The organism is Mycobacterium sp. NPDC003323 (genome assembly GCF_053589535.1).
The window spans coordinates 1,375,422-1,393,869 of sequence record NZ_JBSFSB010000001.1 but is presented as its reverse complement, the minus strand read 5'-3'; the positions used below and the strand labels follow the sequence as shown (position 1 = coordinate 1,393,869).

Here is an 18,448-nt window from a genome sequence, read left to right as displayed (position 1 = left end):
TCGGCCTCCTGACAGGGAGGCAACTCGTCCTATCGGCCCGAAACACCCAGCGCGCAGAATCGGTTGGGATGAGGACAGCACCCCGACCCGAGGAGCAACGATGAGCACTCCCCTGACCCCGCTGGGCCTCGACGTCCCGGTGATCGCCGCGCCGATGGCCGGCGGGGCCACCACCGCAGCCATGGTCATCGCGGCCGCGCGCGCAGGCGGGCTGGGATTTCTGGCGGCCGGCTACAAGACCCCGCAGGCGCTGCGCTCCGAGATCGCCACGGTCCGCGAGGCCTCGATCCCGTTCGGGGTCAACGTGTTCGTGCCGAATCCGGTGCCGATCGACACGGCGTCCTACCGCCGCTATGCGCAGGCGGTGCAGCAGGAGGCCGATCGCTACGACCTGACCCTGCCCGCTGAACCGGTCGACGATGACGACGCGTTCGGCGCGAAGGTCGACCTGCTGGTCTCCGATCCGGTGCCCGTCGTCAGCTTCACGTTCGGACTGCCCGGCCGCGACGCCATCACCGCCCTGCAGAAGGCGGGCACCGTCGTGGTGCAGACGGTGACGAATCTGGCCGAGGCGCAGGCGGCGGCCGCGGCCGGAGTGGACATGCTGGCCGTGCAAGCCGCCGTCGCCGGCGGGCATTCGGGCACGTTCACCCCGGATCGGCTGCCGGCGCCGGTACCCATCACCGACCTCATCGCCGAGGTGAGCGCCGGCGTCGGCATCCCGGTCATCGCGGCCGGCGGTATCGCCACGCCCGAGGCGGTGTCGGGCGTGCTCGGGGCCGGAGCCGTCGCGGCGGCGGTGGGCACCGTGCTGCTGCGCGCGGACGAGAGCGCCGCATCGGCCACCCACAAGGCTGCGCTGATCGATCCCGCACGCACCGAAACCGTGCTCACCCGGGTCTTCACCGGCCGTCCCGCACGCGGACTGCGCAACGGGTTCATCGACCGATTCGAGGCCGCGGCGCCGCTGGGTTACCCGGCGCTGCACCATCTGACCAGCCCGCTGCGCAAGGCCGCCGCCGCGGCCGGCGACGCCGACCTCGTTCACCTGTGGGCAGGCACGGGGTACCGTCAGGCCCGTGACGAGTCGACTTCGACGATCCTGGCGGGCCTGGCCCGCTTGGGCTGAGCACGCTCATGTCTGACGAGTCCGGCGGTGTCACCGCGGTCCGCGATGCGATGCGCAAGGACCTGGTCGACGCGATGAGGTCGCGGGCCGCGGAGACGGTCGCCGCGCTGCGCTCCGGACTCGCGGCGATCGACAATGCCGAGGCGGTCGACCCGGCCGCCGGTCCCATGGCCCACGAATCCGTGATCGCCGGCGCCACAACAGGACTGGGCTCCGGCGAGGTGCCGAGGCGGGAACTGTCGATCGCCGACGCGCGATCGGTGCTGAGCGAACTGATCGCGGAGTACACCGCCGAGGCCGACCGCTACGCCGGGTTGAACCGTCCCGATGCGGCCGAACAGCTGCGGCGCCAGGCCGCCGCGCTGACCAGATATGTCTGACCCGGCGTACCAGAGGCCGGGTTAAGGTCACGGAATGCATGCCTCAGCGTCCGTTCAGATCAACGCGCCGGCGCTCGACATCTGGAATGTCGTCGCCGATATCCGCAACACCGGCAAGTTCTCCCCCGAGACGTTCGACGCCGAGTGGCTCGACGGGGTGACCGGGCCCGAACTCGGCGCCCGGTTCCGCGGCCACGTCAAACGCAACGAGATCGGCCCCGTCTACTGGACCACCTGTCGGGTGACCGCCTGCACGCCCGGCGAGGAGTTCGGGTTCGAGGTGCTCATCGGCGATCGCGCGGTCAACAACTGGCATTACGAGTTCGAGGCACAGGGAGACGCGACGCGGGTGACCGAGTCCTTCCACATGCCGGGGCCCAAGCTGCTCGACGCCGTGATGTTCCTGCGCAAGCGGCGCAACGAACGGGATATGGCCACGACTCTCGGTCGCATCAAGACCTACGTCGAGCAGAACTGATCACAGTGTCACGCCGGCAGCGTCGCCATGGACAGAACGACGTGATGCGGCTGTCGACATGACACTGCGGTCGTGCGTGCGATGAGCTATCTCGGCGAACTGCGGGCGAACTGGCAGCCGCTGGCCGCGGCGACGGCCGGACTGAGCGCCGGCCTGAGTCTTAGCGCGTACACCAACGCGGTGATGGCGCCGCAATTTCTCGACGAGTTCGGCTGGGACCGCTCGGATTTCGTCCTGACCGGCGTGATCACCCTGCTGACGTTCGTGTTCTTGCCGATCTACGGGCGCCTGACCGATGTGTTCGGCGTCCGCCGGATCGCCGTGATCGGCGTCATCGGGCTGCCCCTGTGCTGGGGTGCCTACGCCCTGATGTCGGGCCCCATCTGGCAGTACTTCGCCATCAACGTGGTGCTGATCGCCCTGGGCGTGACCACCACACCGGCCATCTACAGCCGCATCGTGGCAACGTGTTTCGACAACGCCCGCGGCCTGGCGCTGGCCGTTGCGATCTCGGGCCCTCCCCTGCTGGGGGCGGTGGGGGCGCCGCTGTTGGAGATGGTCAACGAGGCTTACGGCTGGCGGGTCGGCTGCGTGGTCATCGCGGTGACCATCGCCGTGATCGGGTCAGCGGCACTGCTGCTCGCGCCCCCGGACACCGCCGCGCTGCGTCGGGCCCGCGGCGAGGGCAAGACCGCCGGTGACTACCGCCAGATCGGGAGCACGGCGGTGTTCTGGATCCTGTTGGCCGGCGTGCTGCTGTGCAACCTCTACCACACGGTGACCACCAGCCAGCTCGGTGTGGTGCTCGGCGACTCTCTCGGCACCGACGGTGCCGGCGGCCAGATATCGCTGCTCATCTCGATTTTCGCCGGCGCCGTCATCGTGGGGCGGTTCGTCTGCGGTATCGCGCTGGACCGCCTTCCCGCCCAGCTGGTCGCCGCCGTGGCGATGGCACTCCCCGGTCTGGGCTGCCTGCTGCTGGCCTCACCGTGGAGCAGCTTCACGGTCCTGGTACTGGCGGTGTGCTGTCTGGGAGCGGCCTGGGGCGCCGAGGGTGATGTCATCGCCTATCTGGTGGCACGCCGCTTCGACCTGACCCTGTACAGCACCGTGCTGAGCATCCTGTCGGCCGCCATCGGGGTGTCCTCTGCCCTGGGTGCCTTCATCCTCAGCCGCACGTTGCGGGCCAGTGACAGCTTCGACGGATTCCTGGTCTTCAGCGGCGCGGCGGCGTTCGTCGGCGGTGCATTGTTCCTGCTGTTGGGGCGACGGTCGGCCGTGGCGCAGACCCGCGATGACACAATGATCGGGTGACCGACGCTGACGCGACCGACGGCGTGCGCCCACTGCGGGAGACGCTGTCACAGTTGCGTCTGCGCGAGCTGCTGAGCGAGGTCCAGGACCGCGTCGAGCAGATCGTCGAGGGCGGAAACCGCATCGACGGGCTCGTCGAGGCCATGCTTGCGGTCACCGCCGGGCTCGATCTCGACGTCACGCTGCGCACCATCGTGCACACCGCGATCGAACTGATCGACGCGCGCTACGGAGCGCTCGGTGTACGAGGCGACGATGACAGCCATGAATTGGTCGAGTTCGTCTACGAGGGCATCGACTCCGCCACCCGGGAACTGATCGGGCCGCTGCCGCAGGGGCGCGGTGTGCTCGGGTTGCTCATCGACGAACCCGCACCGATCAGACTCGACAACATCACCGATCACCCGGCATCGGTCGGCTTTCCGCCGAATCATCCGCCGATGCGGACATTTCTCGGTGTGCCGGTGCGCATCCGCGACGAGGTGTTCGGCAACCTGTATCTCACCGAGAAGAATTCCGGTGGACCGTTCAGCGAGGACGACGAGGTGCTGGCGCAGGCGCTGGCCGCGGCGGCCGGCATCGCCATCGACAATGCGCGACTCTATGAGCAGGCCCGCGCCCGCCAGTCGTGGATCGAGGCGACCCGAGACATCGCCACCGAACTGCTGTCGGGTACCGATCCCGCCGGCGTCTTCGGCCACATCGCCGAGCAGACCCGCAAGCTCACCGGTGCCGACGTGGCCTTCGTCGCGGTGCCCACCGACAGCGACGGGGACGAGCCGCCGGACGAGCTCGTGATCACCGAGATCGTGGGTGCCGAAGCGGCGCCCGTCGACTCCCTGCCACCGATCCCGCTTCCCGATTCGCTCCTCGGCCGCACATTGCGTGAGCAGCTACCGCAGCGCTGTGATGCTCTCGACGTGCCCGCCGGCGTACTGGACCGGTGCGGTCCCGCACTGATCGTCCCGCTGCGAGCTGCCGGATCGATGGCCGGTGTGCTGGTGACACTGCGCCGCGTCGGTGCACGGCCGTTCACGGCCGAACAACTCGACATGACGGCCTCGTTCGCCGACCAGGCCGCGTTGGCCTGGCAGCTGGCCACCACGCAGCGCCAGATGCGCGAACTCGACGTGCTGGCAGATCGCGACCGGATCGCCCGCGATCTGCACGACCATGTGATCCAGCGACTCTTCGCCATCGGGCTCTCGCTGCAGGGAACGGTGGCGCGTGCGCGTTCCGATGATGTCCAGCAACGACTCTCGGCGTCCGTGGACGATCTGCAGGAGGTCATCCAGGAGATCCGCACCGCCATCTTCGACCTGCACGGCGGCAATTCGGGCGCGACCCGATTACGGCAGCGACTGCAGGACGCGGTCGACCAGTTCGCCACCGCGGGTCTGCGCACGAGCGTGCAGTTCGTCGGGCCACTCTCGGTCGTCGAGGCGGGACTGGCCGAGCATGCGGAGGCGGTCGTGCGAGAGGCGGTGAGCAATGCCGTACGTCATTCCGGGGCAACGGAACTGGCGGTGGTCATCCGGGTGGACGACGATCTGCGCATCACCGTCACCGACAACGGGTGCGGTGTCCCCGACAACGTGACCGAGAGCGGTCTGGTCAATCTGCGCCGACGCGCCGACGATATGGCCGGCACGTTGACCATCGGGCCGGGCCCGCGCGCCGGCACCGTCCTGCAATGGTCGGCGCCGCTGCCTTGACAGCGGTGACCTAAGTCCCTGCCCGCGTCCTCGCACAGTGACTACGGTGGGTGATGGGTCGATCAAGGAGGAATCTCATATGTCCGGCACAGCAGAGCACCTCGGAATCCTGGTGGCCGTCGATGGATCGCCGGGTTCGGACGCCGCCATCGCCTGGGCGGCGCGAGAAGCGCTGCTCAGAGCCACGCCGGTGACCCTGCTGCACGTTTCGGCACCGGTCATCACCACCTGGGCCTCGGCGTCTGGGGAGTCCGATCTGGCTGAACTGCAGGAGGATTCATCGCGGACGGTGCTCGAGCGGGCGAAGCAGACCTTCGACGCCGCTGTCGGCGGCGCCCATGAGGCCGGTGTGCGGGTCGAGTCGCGGCCGTCGCCGGTGGTGGGCACCCTTGCCGAAGCGTCCAGGCAGGCCACGCTGCTGGTGGTGGGTAACCGCGGCACCGGCGGTCACAACCGGTTGCCGCTGGGCTCGGTGGCTGCCGGACTGTTGCACCATGCGCGTTGTCCGGTCGTCGTCGTGCACCCCGCCGATGCCATCGACGACACGGCACCGATCGTGCTGGGCGTCGACGGATCACCGGCTTCGGATGCCGCGACCCAGGTGGCCTTCGAAGAGGCAGCCCTGCGGGGCGCGGACCTGGTGGCAGTTCATGCCTGGAGCGACGCAGGCATCTTGCCGATGTACACCATGGACTGGTCGATCTACGAGGAACAGGCCCGGGCAGCACTGGCCGAGCGGCTCGCCGCGTGGCAGGAGAGGTTCCCCGACGTGCGCGTGGAGGCGCGCCTGGTGCGGGATCGCCCTGGTCATTGGCTGGCAGAGGAGTCACGCAGGGCACAGCTCGTCGTCGTCGGTAGCCGTGGCAGAGGCGGATTCGCCGGTCTGGTGCTGGGATCGGTGGCCTCCACCGTGGCTCAGCTCTCGCACGCCCCGGTCATCGTGGTGCGCAAGGACTGATCGGTCACCACCGGCAGTAGTTCGGTGAGCCGGGTTGGATGACCCGGAAGTCCAACAACACCATCCCCGGGGTGCGTCGCTCGGTCCGCCAGGCGGGATCGCTGACGATATCGTCGGTCGTATGGCGAAAGCCGTTGTATCCGTACGTCAACGGAACGCGGTAACCGGCTTTGTCCCATTCGTGGATCCATTTGCGGAACTCGACCACCGGGAGCGCGAAACCGCGCGGTCCGCGGTCGTAGTGGTGGATCACGCGGCCGTAGCGGTCATCGATGTCGATGATCCACACGACATCTTCCTGGTAACCCCAGATCTTGAGGGGGTTGCTGCCCAGCAGCAGGTGGTTGGACTGCTCCCCCTCGGTCCGCAGATTGCTGAACATCGAGAAGTTGCCCGCGGTACGCAGGCCCAGATACGGCGTCAGCCCGATGAACACCAACAACACCGGTACCAGGTACAGCGCTATCGGGGTCCGCTTGTCGAGGATGCGCACGCCCGACCAGTGCGGCCGCGGCGGCGATGAGAACGCCGTAGCGAGCAGCGGCCAGATGAGCAGCAGCAGTGCGGCGTCGAGCATCAACCCGGAGATCAGCGTCCACTCCGGGATGCGGTGCAGGTGCGTGTGCACTCCCGACAGCAGCGCGATGGCCACGGCTGCCAGGACGTAACAGAGTGTCCGTGGTATCGCATATCGGCCCAGGCGGGCCGTGCCTTCGATGAGGAGTTGCCGATAACCGTCGGGGACGAAGGCGAACAGCAGTGCAACGGCCAGGGCACCGAAATCCACGAAGCCGATCAGGGCCAGCGTCGCGTGCATGGTCAGGGAGAAGACGACGATTGCGGCCTGCAGGCGCGGCACCGACAGCAGGAATCCGCCCACCAGTTCCCAACCCAGCACGGCGACGGCGGCGATCAGGCCGATCGTGGTGATCAGGGGGCCCAGTCGTTCGTAGAGCAGCACCACCGCCATCACCGTGAGTCCGGCCAGTCCGATGGCGGTGACCGTGATCGTGAACCGCAGGTGCTCCGGCCTACCGAACCGTCCGCGGCGGGAGAGTCGATAGCCGAGGATCCCTGCGGTCACCGCCAGCGGCACGACCAGCGGGATGCCGAGCAGACTGGTCTGCAGCGCACGGATGACCGAGGTGAAAATCCCGGCGGCGCAAGAGGCTGCGATGTCGAGATAGTCGGTGTTGAGTTTGTGGAAGCCGGCCAGGGCGTAGATCAGGATGAGGCTTATGCGCAGGATGGGGGCGATTGCCGCGTAATCGTCATCGGGCGTGGTGCGATGTCGGATCAGAGAGAACCCGAGTACCCCGATCATCGCCACGTTGAGGCACAACATGAGATTGACGTGGTTGGCCACCTCGGGGAATTCGGCGACGGCAACGTATCCGGTGACCACCGTCAGCAGGACGAGGAACTTCGCGCGGGTGATGCCGGTGACGACGAAGATGGTGGCCAGGATCGCGAAAGCGCCGGTGAACCAGGGGGTTTGCCACCGCTCGGCGAGCTCCAGCAGCATGGCGACGGTGTAGAGCGTCGCGAAAACCGAGAACGGGCCCCGCGTTTGAGCGTTCACCGGTGCAGCTTATCCGCGCCCGCCGGTGTAGCGGATCTCGATATCGTCGGCACGCACGTCGGGCTCCTCGGTGTCGGCGGTCACCCGCACACCGACCGGCCTGCCGCCGGGGTCGCGGAACGACAGCGGCGGCTTGCCGTTCTGCAGGTACCGGTCGCCCCATTGCACGAGGGACAGGAACACCGGCAGCAGGTCCTGGCCGGCCGGTGTGAGGCGATACTCGTCGCGGGCTCGGCTGCCAGGTTCGCGATAGGGCACCCGGACAACGATCTCGGCGCTCTCCAGTTGCTTGAGGGCGCGCGAGACCGCAGGCGCCGACGCGCCGACGCGCTCCACGAAGTCTTCGAACCGTGTTGTGCCGTAGAAGCACTCGCGAACGGTGAGGAACACCGTCTTGGTGCTCAGCAGGTCGAGCACCTTGGCCGCCGAGCAGTTGTCACCGATGGTCCAGCGGCTGCGGTCGCGGAGTCGGCGTTCGAAGGTCATCGCCATGTCCTCCAGTGTAACTAACGTTTGCATTACCCAGAAGATCGCTCTACGATCTGGATAACGAAGTCGTTAGTCAAGTGTGGGAGGTTCGAAATGGTGGCAGTCGGTGGCAAAGTGGTCCTGGTGACCGGGGGCCGGCGGGGCCTGGGGTCGGCGCTGGTCGACGAGGTGCTCGCGCGCGGCGCGGCCAAGGTGTACGCGACCGCGCGCGAGCAGTACCCCGACACCCGCGCCGAGGTCGTGACCCTTCCGCTGGAGGTGCGCGACGACGCCTCGGTCACGGCACTGGCCGCCGCCGCACCCGATGTCGACATCGTCATCAACAACGCCGGGATCCTGCTGCCCGGTGCACTGCTCACCGGTTCCCTCGACGATGTCGCGACCACCTTCGACATCAACGCCCTCGGACCGCTGCGGGTCACCCGTGCATTCGCGCCCATCCTGGCCGCCCGGGGTGGCGGCGCCGTGGTGAACGTCCACTCGGTGCTGTCCTGGTTGGCCGGCGCCGGCGCCTACGGTGCCTCCAAGGCCGCGATCTGGTCGCTGACCAACTCCCTGCGCGTCGAACTCGCACCACAGCACACCCAGGTGCTGGGCGTGCATGTCGGTTTCATCGACACCGAGATGGTCGCCGATGTCGCGCTACCCAAGACATCCCCGCAGACCGTGGCCAAGACCGTCGTGGACGCGCTGGAAGCCGGTGCCCACGAGGTGCTCGTCGACGATGCCACCGTCGCGGTCAAGGCCGCGCTGTCCGGCCCGGTCGAGGCGCTGACCTTCGATCAGGCGCACTGACACCGCGCAGAGAGGAACCGATCATGCCGCTGTGGACCATTCACCACACGCCCGGCGTCTTCACCGAGGCCGACAAGCGCGCCCTGGCCACCCGGGTCACCGACCACTACGCGGGCGTGGGCCTGCCCCGCTTCTACGTGGTCGTCGTGTTCAACGAGACCGCGCCGCAGGACCTCTACGTCGGCGGGGAACCCGCCCCCGTCGGCGTCCGCGTCGTCATCGAGCACATCGCCCGGCGCAGCACCGACACCGCGGGCAGGCGCCGCACCACCGGCTGGATCAAGGCGATCCTGGCGCCCTTCGTCGACAGGCACGAGGGCATGCACTGGGAGTTCCACGTCGACGAGACCAGCGAGGAACTCTGGATGATCAACGGCCTGATCCCGCCACCGGCGGCGTCGGAGGCCGAGCGCGACTGGGCTCGCACCAATATCGCGTCGGCGTACTGAACGCACGGCCGGCGACCCGCGGACACGTGCGGGTGCTCGCCGCCCCGACCCGCAGCGGGCCTTACGCTGAGCCGATGGCCCGGCACAACCATCACCGCGTCCGGCAGGCCGTCGGCGCCGGCGGACTGACGCTGCTGGTCGCCGGCTGCGGCTCCCCCACCGTCGTCAATACCGGTGAGCCGTGGACGCCGCCGGAAAAGGCGTCGGCGGCACCGCAACTACCGGCCCATGACAGCAACCATCTGCTGGCCGACGCCGCCGAGTTCTACGTGCCGGCGGAAGGCCGCAAGGGATATCACTTCACCAGCCCCAGCGGCCGGTGGCAGTGCGTCATCATCCCGCACACCTCCGCGGGTTGTCGGCCGACGAACTCGGCGGCGCTGGCCATCACCGGCGCGCCGACTTCGGTACCGGGCCTCGACGGCACGCCGACCGCCCCGAACACCGTCCTGATCGATCGGCACGGTGACGTGCAGTTCGTCGACACCGACGCCGACGTCTACACCGTGACCCCCGGCCCACCCGTCACCCTGCCGTTCGGCCAGGTGTTGATGGTTGCCGGGTTCCGTTGCAATGTGCAGGAGGCCACCGGAATCTCGTGCGGCAGCGAGACGAGCGCCAAGGGATTCACCTTCTCGGCCGACGGCTACACCCCGGTCTATACCGATGTTCCGCGCTGAGCGGTCGGATGCGTTGGAACACAGAACCTTCCGCTACTGCGCCGGATTGGTCTCGGCCCATCTGCTGACCGCCGCCGAGTTGGTCGGTGTGCTCGGCTCGCTGCGCCGCCAGACACTGGTGGGAACCGAATCGCTGCTGACCAGCGCCAATCTGATCTCGGTGATCGTGCTGATCGCAGTGAGCACCAGCGTGATCGGCTACGGCGGCTACCGCATCATGGCGCCCTCGGTGCGCTGGTTCGAGGCCGGCGCCGAACCCGATGATGCGCAGCGGCGCGCCGCCATCAACATCATCAGATCGCAGTCGGTTCTGCTGCTTGCGGTGTGGCTGGTCAGCGGTGCCGCGTTCCTGATCGTCAACCGCGACATCGGCACACCGCTGGTGGCCCTGATGTCGCTGACCGTCGTGTTCGGTGGGACGGCCACGGTCAGCAGCAGCCTGCTGTTCACGCAACGGGTCATCCGTCCGGTGGTGGCTGCGGCCACCCGCGAGTTCGACAACCGCATCACCGCACCGGGTGTCACCGCGCGGCTGGTGTTGATGTGGACGCTGACCACGGCGCTGCCCAGCGCGACGATCGCCGTCCTGGTCCTGTGCCGGATGAACGGATGGCTGCTGCCCACGGGCGCATCGATCGACGTACCGGTGCTGCTGCTGGCGCTGGTCGCGGTGTTCCTGGGGCTGCGCACGCTGATACTGGTATCGCTGTCGATATCCGACCCGCTCCGCGAGATCGTCACCGCGATGGCCGATGTCGAGAAGGGTCGGCTCGCCGTCCGCGTCGCCGAATACGAGCAGTCCGAGATCGGGCGGCTACAACGCGGATTCAACAAGATGGTGGCCGGGCTGCAGGAGCGGGACCGACTGCGTGACCTGTTCGGCAGGCATGTGGGCGACGAGGTGGTGCGGCTGGCGATCGAATCCGACGGCGCGGTCTCCGATGCCGCGCTGAACGGCGAGGTGCGCGAGGTCGCGGTGTTGTTCGTCGACGTGACCGGGTCTACGCAACTGGCGATGCATCATTCGCCGCAGGATGTCGCCGCCGTGCTCAACGAGTTCTTCCGCATCGTCGTGGCAGCCGTCGACGAACACCACGGTCTGATCAACAAGTTCCAGGGCGATGCCGCGTTGGCGGTGTTCGGTGCGCCGATCGCGGCGCAGGACGCCGTGCGACAGGCACTGGCGACGGCGCGCGCTCTCGGTTCGGATCTGCGCGCGGTCACCGACTTCGGTATCGGCGTGTCGGCCGGATCGGTGTTCGCGGGTAACATCGGCGCGGCGAATCGCTACGAATACACCGTGATCGGTGACCCGGTCAACGAGGCGGCGCGGCTGGCCGATACGGCCAAGACACTGCCGGGACGGGTCGCCTGCGCAGGGGCGGCCGTCGACGGCGCCGGCCCGGAGGCGCAGCGCTGGATCGAACACGGCACCGTGACACTGCGCGGACGTTCCGAACCCACCCGGCTGTACGTGCCACGATGAGATCGTGACCGCTTCGAGCACGCCCGAGATCCGCCCGTTTCGCATCGCCGTCGCCGACGAGGATCTCGAGGATCTGCGCAGGCGTCTGCGCACCACCCGCTGGCCGGAGGCCGAACCCGTCGACGACTGGAGCCAGGGCATCCCGCTGGACTACACCCGCGAACTGGCCGCCTACTGGGCCGAGGACTATGACTGGCGGGCGCGCGAGACACTGTTGAACCGTTTCGCGCATTTCACGACGGCCATCGACGATCTCGACATCCACTTCATCCACCAGCGCTCGCCGCATCCCGACGCCCTGCCGCTGGTCATCACCCACGGCTGGCCCGGGTCGGTCGTCGAGTTCGGCAAGATCATCGAACCGCTCACCGATCCCACCGCCCACGGCGGTCGCGCCGAGGACGCCTTCCACGTGGTCTGCCCCTCGTTGCCGGGCTACGGATTTTCCGGCAAACCGACCACGACGGGCTGGGGCATCGAACGCATCGCTGCGGCCTGGGACACCCTGATGCAACGGCTGGGATACCGGCACTACGGTGCCCAAGGCGGCGACTGGGGCGCTGCCGTCACCACCCAGATCGGCCGAAACGAACTCGGCTGCATCGCCATCCACACCAACATGGCGATCGGGCAGCCCACCGAGACCGCGATGAAGAACCCCACCGACGAGGACCAGCGGGCCTTCGCGGCGCTGAAGCACTACCAGAAGTGGGAGGCCGGCTACTCCAAGCAGCAGTCGACGCGCCCACAGACCATCGGCTACGGGCTGGTCGACTCCCCCGTCGCCCTGCTGGCCTGGATCGTGGAGAAGTTCTGGTCCTGGAGCGACTGCGACGGGCATCCGGAGAATGTGTTCGGCCGCGACGAACTGCTGGACAACGTGATGCTGTACTGGGTGACGAGATCCGGAACGTCCTCGGCTCGGTTGTACTGGGAGAGCTTCAACGCGTTCGGAAAACCCGATCCCGTCCGATTGCCCACCGGAGTCGCGGCGTTCCCCGCGGAGATCCTGCGCTCACCGCGGCCCTGGTGCGAGGCGCACTACAACATCACCCAGTGGACGACGATGCCGCGCGGCGGCCATTTCGCCGCCTTCGAACAGCCCGAACTGCTGGTCGACGACATCCGGGCCTTCTTCAGGACCGTGCGCGGCTGACATACCGGTAACCGCCGTAAAGCCCGGCGGCCACAACGAAGTTCACGAAGTAGGCGATATCGGCGCCGTGCCATGCCGAGGCCACCGCCCCCTTGATCAAGGTGGTGTTCATGAACGGCATCGCCGCGGCGTAGGACAGCACGAAGACCACCAGCGCGGCCACGGTGTCGCGACGGGCGGTGACCGCCCCCGCCACGTCGACGGCGGTGCCCGCCCTGCGGGTGCGCAGTGCCCAGTCGATGACGATGACCGCGACGAACGCCGGGATCCAGTACCCGATGAGCAACAGCACATCCAGGAATCGGGTCGCGGTGTCGGCCGCGTGCAGCCACAGGATGAGGAAGAACGCGAGCACGGTGACCAGAACCGCGGACACCGGTCGGCGCAACCGCACGCCCATCGTCTGCAGCGCCAGTGACCCGCTGTAGTCGTTCATCACCCCCGAACCGACCGAGGCCAGCGCAATGACCAGCAGCGCCGCCGCGCCCAGTGCGCCGCCGCCCATCACGTCGCGGACACCCTCGGCGGTGTGGTCGCCGAGCACACCGGCCGCCGCGATACCGATCCCCTGCACCAGGACATAGGCCAGCACGATGCCGGCGAAGGTGAAGCCGAACACCCGCACGTTGGACGACTCCACCGGCAGGTAACGGCTGAAGTCGGCGGCATAACTGGCCCACGAGATGGTCAGGCTCAGCGCGATGGTCACCTCCATGACGAAGGCGCCGACGAGGTCGGCTCCCGTCAGCGTCGCCGGTGTGACGATCTGATGGCCCTGCACCAGGTTGATCGCGAACACCACGAACGTCACGAACAGCACGACGGTGAGCACGGCCTGTAGGCGGTGGATCAACTCGTAGCCGACGAAACCGACCGCGCCCTGCACACCGAGCACGATCAGCACCGCGATCCAGAACGGGATGTCCAGCAGCAGGGCCAGTGCCTGACCGCCGAACAGTCCGACCAGTGCATCCCAGGCGATGGACGACAGCCACTGCAGGGCCGCGGGGAGCGCAACCCCCGATCCGAAGGCCATCCGCGCGGCCGGTAATTGCGCGGCTCCGGTGCGCGGGCCCCAGGTGGACAGGTAGGCCACCACCACACCGCCCAGCACCGTGCCGATCACCATGGCCAGCAGGCCCAGCCAGAAGCCCAGCCCCAGCAGGATGGCCAGCGTGCCGGTGAAAACACCGGTCATGTTGACCTGCGGGGCGAACCACACCGTGAACAACCGGCCCGGGGTTCCATATCTCTTGTCGGGCGCCACGGGTGCGATACCGTGCGTCTCCACCGTCAGATCGCCGGCGCCGCGGGGTGACCGGCCGGCGAACGACGGCGAGGTCAGTGATCGATTCGTTGTCGGAGTGGCCCCTGTGGCGCTGCCGGTCATGGGAACATTCGACCACGCCGCACGTGGTGTTCCGGCGGCCACCCGCGCACGACCGGGATGGCGGCTCGCCCGTCGGCGCAGCGGAATCTGCCTTCTTCCGCCAATGAACCTATGGATTCCATTGTCGGAATGTAAATTCGTTGCGGAATCGCTTGCGAAGGTCGTTTCGATCGGCGATTGTTGATGCACCGACCGCAATGCTGAGGAGGCCCAGTCCTGTCCGGTACAGACACCACCGCCGCGGACCCCGCAACCGGCGAGGGCGGGGCGGCCCTACGAAAGGGCCGGCCCGTCATCGAGATCGACCACGTCGTCAAGCGCTTCGACGACTATGTCGCGGTCGCCGACGCGGACTTCACCATCGCCTCCGGCGAGTTCTTCTCGATGCTCGGCCCCTCGGGCTGCGGCAAGACGACGACCCTGCGCATGATCGCCGGATTCGAGACCCCCACCGAGGGCGCCATCCGGCTCGAGGGCGTCGACGTGTCGAAGGTCCCGCCGCACAAACGCAACGTCAACACCGTGTTCCAACACTATGCGCTGTTCCCGCACATGACGGTGTGGGACAACATCGCCTACGGCCCGCGCAGCATGAAGCTGGACAAGACCAAGGGCAAGGGTGAGACCAAGCGCCGGGTCGACGAAATCATCGAGATCGTCCGACTCACCGATTTCGCCAAGCGCAAACCCGGCCAACTCTCCGGCGGTCAGCAGCAGCGTGTCGCGCTGGCCCGTGCGCTGGTCAACTACCCCAGCGCGCTGCTGCTCGACGAACCGCTCGGCGCGCTGGACCTCAAGCTGCGCCACGCCATGCAGTTCGAGCTCAAGCGCATCCAGCGCGAGGTCGGCATCACCTTCATCTACGTCACCCATGACCAGGAGGAAGCGCTGACGATGAGTGACCGCATCGCGGTCATGAACGCCGGCAACGTCGAGCAGATCGGCACCCCGACCGACATCTACGACCGGCCCGCCACGGTGTTCGTGGCCGGCTTCATCGGTCAGGCCAACCTGTGGGCGGGCCGCCAGACCGGGCGGATCAACCGCGACCACGTGGAGATCGAGGTGCTCGGCACGACGTTGAAGTCCCGTCCGGGTGAGACCGCCATCGAGTCGGGCGGACAGGCGACGCTGATGATCCGCCCCGAGCGGGTACGCGTCTCCACCGACCACCCGAGCGGTGACCTCGCCGTCGTGCGCGGCACGGTGCGCGACCTGACGTTCCAGGGTCCGGTGATCCGGCTCGCGGTCGCCGCGCCCGATGACTCGACGATCGTGGCGCATGTCGGTCCCGAACAGGACCTGCCGATGCTGCGCCCCGGCGACGAGGTCTACGTCAGCTGGTCGCCGGAGGCCTCGCTGGTGTTGCCCGCCGCTGATATCCCCACCACCGAGGATCTCGAAGAGATGCTCGACGAATCCTGACCCGTGTCACCGCTTTCCCCCTCCCCTCACGAAAGGCCCAGCATGTCCAACGAGATCGACCCCCGGCTGCTGTCCCGCCTGGCCGCCAACCGCACCAGTCGGCGGCGGTTCATCGGCGGTAGCGCCGCGACGGCTGCGGCCGCCATTCTGGGCTCGTCCTTCCTGGCCGCATGCGGATCCGACAGCAGCACAACGGGTTCGACAAGCGCCCAGGATGACGGCGGGCCCGCCAGCGGCACCCTGCGGGTGTCGAACTGGCCGCTGTACATGGCGGACGGCTTCATCGCCGCGTTCCAGACGGCGTCCGGGATCACCGTCGACTACAAAGAGGATTACAACGACAACGAGCAGTGGTTCGCCAAGGTAAAGGAACCGCTGTCGCGTAAGCAGGACATCGGCGCGGATCTGGTGGTGCCCACCGAGTTCATGGCCGCCCGGGTCAAGGGGCTGGGCTGGCTCAACGAGATCAGCGAGGCCGGTGTGCCCAACCGCGCCAACCTGCGCCAGGACCTGCTGGACTCCAAGGTCGACGAGGGCCGCAAGTTCACCGCGCCGTACATGACCGGCATGGTCGGCCTGGCGTACAACCGTGCGGCCACCGGTCGCGAGATCCGTTCGATCGACGATCTGTGGGATCCGGCGTTCAAGGGACGGGTCAGCCTGTTCTCCGATGTCCAGGACGGCCTGGGCATGATCATGCAGTCGCAGGGCAACTCCCCCGAGGATCCGTCGACGCAGTCCGTGCAGCAGGCGGTGGACCTGGTGCGCGAACAGAAGGACAACGGCCAGATCCGCCGATTCACCGGCAACGACTACGCCGACGATCTGGCGGCCGGCAACATCGCTGTCGCGCAGGCATACTCGGGCGATGTCGTCCAACTCAAGGCCGACAACCCGGATCTCGAGTTCGTCATCCCCGATTCCGGAGGCGTCTGGTTCGTCGACACCATGGTGGTGCCCTACACCACGCAGAACCAGAAGGCCGCCGAGGCCTGGATCGACTACATCTACGACCGCGCGAACTACGCCAAGCTGATCGCCTACACACAGTTCGTCCCGGCACTGTCGGACATGACCGACGAACTGGCCAAGGTCGACGCCGCCGCGGCGGAGAATCCGCTGATCAATCCCCCGCAGGAGACGCAGTCCAAGCTGAAGTCCTGGGCGCCGCTGACCGATGAGCAGACGCAGGAGTTCAACACCCTGTACGCCGCCGTCACCGGCGGCTGATCGGGTGGCACTGCGGACTTTTGAGGAGGCTTGATGGCGGGAGTCGCCACCAGTAGCAGGCAGCGGAGCAAGATCGCGCCGTACCTGATGATCTTGCCCGCACTGGCGTACCTCGCCATCTTCTTCGTCGTACCGTTCGTGACGCTGGCGCGCACGTCGCTGTCGTCGGCCGGCGGTTCGGTGTTCCTGCCGACGCTGACCTTCGACTGGAACTTCGGCAACTTCGTCGACGCGTTCAAGCTGTATCAGGATCCGATCCTGCGATCGTTCGGATACGCGGCGACGGCGACGGTGCTGTGCCTGCTGCTGGCGTTTCCGCTGGCATATGTCATCGCGTTCAAGGCCGGCCGCTTCAAGAATCTGATTCTGGGACTGGTGATCCTGCCGTTCTTCGTGACGTTTCTGATCCGCACCATCGCGTGGAAGACGATCCTGGCCGACGAGGGCTGGGTCGTCAGCGCGCTGGGCGCGATAGGGCTGCTACCGGACGAGGGTCGGCTGCTGTCGACCAGCTGGGCGGTGATCGGCGGGCTGACCTACAACTGGATCATCTTCATGATCCTGCCGCTGTACGTCAGCCTGGAGAAGATCGACCCGCGCCTGCTGGAGGCGTCGCGCGATCTGTATTCCGGTGGCACCCGCAGTTTCCGCAAGGTCATCCTGCCGCTGTCGCTGCCCGGCGTGTTGGCCGGCAGCATGCTGGTGTTCATCCCCGCGGTCGGTGACTTCATCAACGCCGATTATCTGGGCAGTACCCAGACCACGATGATCGGCAATGTGATCCAGAAACAGTTCCTGGTGGTCAAGGATTATCCGGCGGCGGCCGCGCTGAGCCTCGGGTTGATGGGCCTGATCCTGGTCGGGGTCATCCTCTACACCCGGGCGCTGGGGACGGAGGATCTCGTATGACCGCCACCGTGGAACGGCCATCGGCGCCGAAAGCTGTTCGACCCCGGCCCAAGTGGGGCGATTACTCGCTGCGGATCGTTGCCGGTCTGGTGCTGGCGTACCTGTTCCTGCCCATCGCGGTGATCGTGCTGTTCTCGTTCAACGAGCCGGCGGGCAAGTTCAACTACACCTGGCAGGGCTTCACGTTCGAGAACTGGCTGGACCCGTTCAAGTACCCGGCCCTGACCGAAGCGCTCCAACTCAGCCTGGAGATCGCGCTGATCTCGACGCTGGTCGCGCTGGTGCTGGGATCGTTGCTGGCGATCGCGTTGGTGCGCCAGCGGTTTCGCGGATACCGGGCGGTCGACACGTTCGTGATCCTGCCGCTGACCGCGCCCGAGGTGGTGATGGGTGCGTCGCTGCTGACGCTGTTCCTGGATCTGGGTTGGGCGGCCGGCTACACGACGATCCTGATCGCCCACATCGCCTTCGAGGTCAGCTTCATCGCGATGACGGTGCGGGCGCGGGTGCGTGGATTCGACTGGACACTGGAGGACGCCTCGATGGATCTGGGTGCCAGCCCGGTCCGCACGTTCTTCAGGGTGACGCTGCCGCTGATCGTGCCCGGCATCGTCGCGGCGGGCATGCTGTCCTTCGCGTTGTCGCTGGACGATTTCATCGTCACCTACTTCGTCAGCGGTTCGACGGTCACCTACCCGCTCTACGTCAACGCCGCGGTCAAGGCCGCCGTGCCACCGCAGATCAATGTGCTGGCCACCGCGATCCTGGTGATCAGCCTGATCCTGCTGGCCGTCGGCACGCTGTACCGGCGCAAGGTGAAGGTGTGATCACACGCCACGGCCGAAGGTGAAGGCGATGGCAAGGAATCACGAATTCCTCGCCA

The 18,448-nt window shown here is 67.3% G+C and carries 18 protein-coding genes; 15 read left to right on the top strand and 3 right to left on the bottom strand.

Features of this window, described 5'->3' with window-relative positions:
• The first annotated feature begins 100 nt into the window (after positions 1-100).
• From ACWDUN_RS06500 to ACWDUN_RS06475, 6 genes are all read left to right on the top strand, one after another.
• Positions 101-1,129, top strand: a complete 1,029-nt coding sequence (locus ACWDUN_RS06500) for a nitronate monooxygenase (RefSeq protein ID WP_449926009.1) — start codon at positions 101-103, stop codon at positions 1,127-1,129.
• An 8-nt stretch (positions 1,130-1,137) separates the two neighbouring features.
• Positions 1,138-1,509 carry a hypothetical protein gene (locus tag ACWDUN_RS06495; RefSeq protein WP_449926006.1) on the top strand — a complete coding sequence of 124 codons (372 nt, stop codon included), beginning with the start codon at positions 1,138-1,140 and terminating at the stop codon, positions 1,507-1,509.
• A gap of 34 nt (positions 1,510-1,543) precedes the next feature.
• Positions 1,544-1,987, top strand: a complete 444-nt coding sequence (locus tag ACWDUN_RS06490; protein WP_449926003.1) for an SRPBCC family protein — start codon at positions 1,544-1,546, stop codon at positions 1,985-1,987.
• Between the two features lie 81 nt (positions 1,988-2,068).
• On the top strand, positions 2,069-3,301 hold the full coding sequence (locus tag ACWDUN_RS06485) for an MFS transporter (RefSeq protein WP_449926337.1): 1,233 nt from the start codon (positions 2,069-2,071) through the stop codon (positions 3,299-3,301).
• A complete protein-coding gene (locus tag ACWDUN_RS06480) occupies positions 3,298-5,016 on the top strand; it encodes a sensor histidine kinase (RefSeq protein WP_449926001.1) in 1,719 nt (572 codons plus the stop codon). The genes ACWDUN_RS06485 and ACWDUN_RS06480 overlap by 4 nt, the downstream gene beginning before the upstream one ends.
• 79 nt (positions 5,017-5,095) lie before the next feature.
• The gene (locus ACWDUN_RS06475; protein WP_449925998.1) at positions 5,096-5,974 is read left to right on the top strand and encodes a universal stress protein; all 879 of its coding nucleotides are present in this window, start codon (positions 5,096-5,098) and stop codon (positions 5,972-5,974) included.
• 4 nt (positions 5,975-5,978) lie between these two features.
• On the opposite strand, the gene ACWDUN_RS06470 is transcribed toward ACWDUN_RS06475, so the two are convergent.
• Positions 5,979-7,556: a hypothetical protein gene (locus tag ACWDUN_RS06470; RefSeq protein WP_449925995.1), complete on the bottom strand. Its 1,578-nt coding sequence runs from the start codon at positions 7,554-7,556 to the stop codon at positions 5,979-5,981.
• A 9-nt stretch (positions 7,557-7,565) separates the two neighbouring features.
• Entirely contained in the window at positions 7,566-8,042 is a 477-nt protein-coding gene (locus ACWDUN_RS06465) for a winged helix-turn-helix transcriptional regulator (RefSeq protein WP_449926334.1), read from the bottom strand.
• Positions 8,043-8,138: 96 nt separating this feature from the next.
• Between ACWDUN_RS06465 and ACWDUN_RS06460 the strand changes: the two genes are divergently transcribed.
• The 5 genes from ACWDUN_RS06460 to ACWDUN_RS06440 all read left to right on the top strand — a co-directional run bounded on the left by ACWDUN_RS06460 (position 8,139) and on the right by ACWDUN_RS06440 (position 12,611).
• A complete protein-coding gene (locus tag ACWDUN_RS06460; protein WP_449925992.1) occupies positions 8,139-8,840 on the top strand; it encodes an SDR family oxidoreductase in 702 nt (233 codons plus the stop codon).
• Between the two features lie 23 nt (positions 8,841-8,863).
• On the top strand, positions 8,864-9,289 hold the full coding sequence (locus ACWDUN_RS06455; RefSeq protein WP_449925990.1) for a tautomerase family protein: 426 nt from the start codon (positions 8,864-8,866) through the stop codon (positions 9,287-9,289).
• Positions 9,290-9,363: 74 nt separating this feature from the next.
• Positions 9,364-9,969, top strand: coding sequence for a hypothetical protein (locus ACWDUN_RS06450; protein ID WP_449925987.1), 606 nt, complete (start codon positions 9,364-9,366; stop codon positions 9,967-9,969).
• Positions 9,970-9,982: 13 nt separating this feature from the next.
• A complete protein-coding gene (locus ACWDUN_RS06445) occupies positions 9,983-11,455 on the top strand; it encodes an adenylate/guanylate cyclase domain-containing protein (protein ID WP_449925985.1) in 1,473 nt (490 codons plus the stop codon).
• 28 nt (positions 11,456-11,483) lie between these two features.
• The gene (locus ACWDUN_RS06440; RefSeq protein WP_449926331.1) at positions 11,484-12,611 is read left to right on the top strand and encodes an epoxide hydrolase family protein; all 1,128 of its coding nucleotides are present in this window, start codon (positions 11,484-11,486) and stop codon (positions 12,609-12,611) included.
• Here the strand turns inward: ACWDUN_RS06440 and ACWDUN_RS06435 are convergent.
• Complete coding sequence (locus ACWDUN_RS06435) at positions 12,592-14,001, bottom strand: purine-cytosine permease family protein (protein WP_449925982.1); 1,410 nt, start codon at positions 13,999-14,001, stop codon at positions 12,592-12,594. The genes ACWDUN_RS06440 and ACWDUN_RS06435 overlap by 20 nt on opposite strands.
• A 384-nt stretch (positions 14,002-14,385) precedes the next feature.
• Here ACWDUN_RS06435 and ACWDUN_RS06430 point away from each other — a divergent pair, with 384 nt between their 5' ends.
• The 4 genes from ACWDUN_RS06430 to ACWDUN_RS06415 are packed head-to-tail and all read left to right on the top strand — an operon-like array spanning position 14,386 to position 18,392.
• Entirely contained in the window at positions 14,386-15,426 is a 1,041-nt protein-coding gene (locus ACWDUN_RS06430) for an ABC transporter ATP-binding protein (RefSeq protein ID WP_449925980.1), read from the top strand.
• A 42-nt stretch (positions 15,427-15,468) separates the two neighbouring features.
• Positions 15,469-16,656 (top strand): polyamine ABC transporter substrate-binding protein, encoded by a 1,188-nt coding sequence (locus tag ACWDUN_RS06425; RefSeq protein WP_449925978.1) that lies wholly within the window; start codon positions 15,469-15,471, stop codon positions 16,654-16,656.
• A 33-nt stretch (positions 16,657-16,689) separates the two neighbouring features.
• Positions 16,690-17,565: an ABC transporter permease gene (locus tag ACWDUN_RS06420; RefSeq protein ID WP_449925975.1), complete on the top strand. Its 876-nt coding sequence runs from the start codon at positions 16,690-16,692 to the stop codon at positions 17,563-17,565.
• Positions 17,562-18,392 (top strand): ABC transporter permease, encoded by an 831-nt coding sequence (locus ACWDUN_RS06415; protein WP_449925972.1) that lies wholly within the window; start codon positions 17,562-17,564, stop codon positions 18,390-18,392. Before ACWDUN_RS06420 ends, ACWDUN_RS06415 begins: the two co-directional genes overlap by 4 nt.
• Positions 18,393-18,448 lie beyond the last annotated feature (56 nt).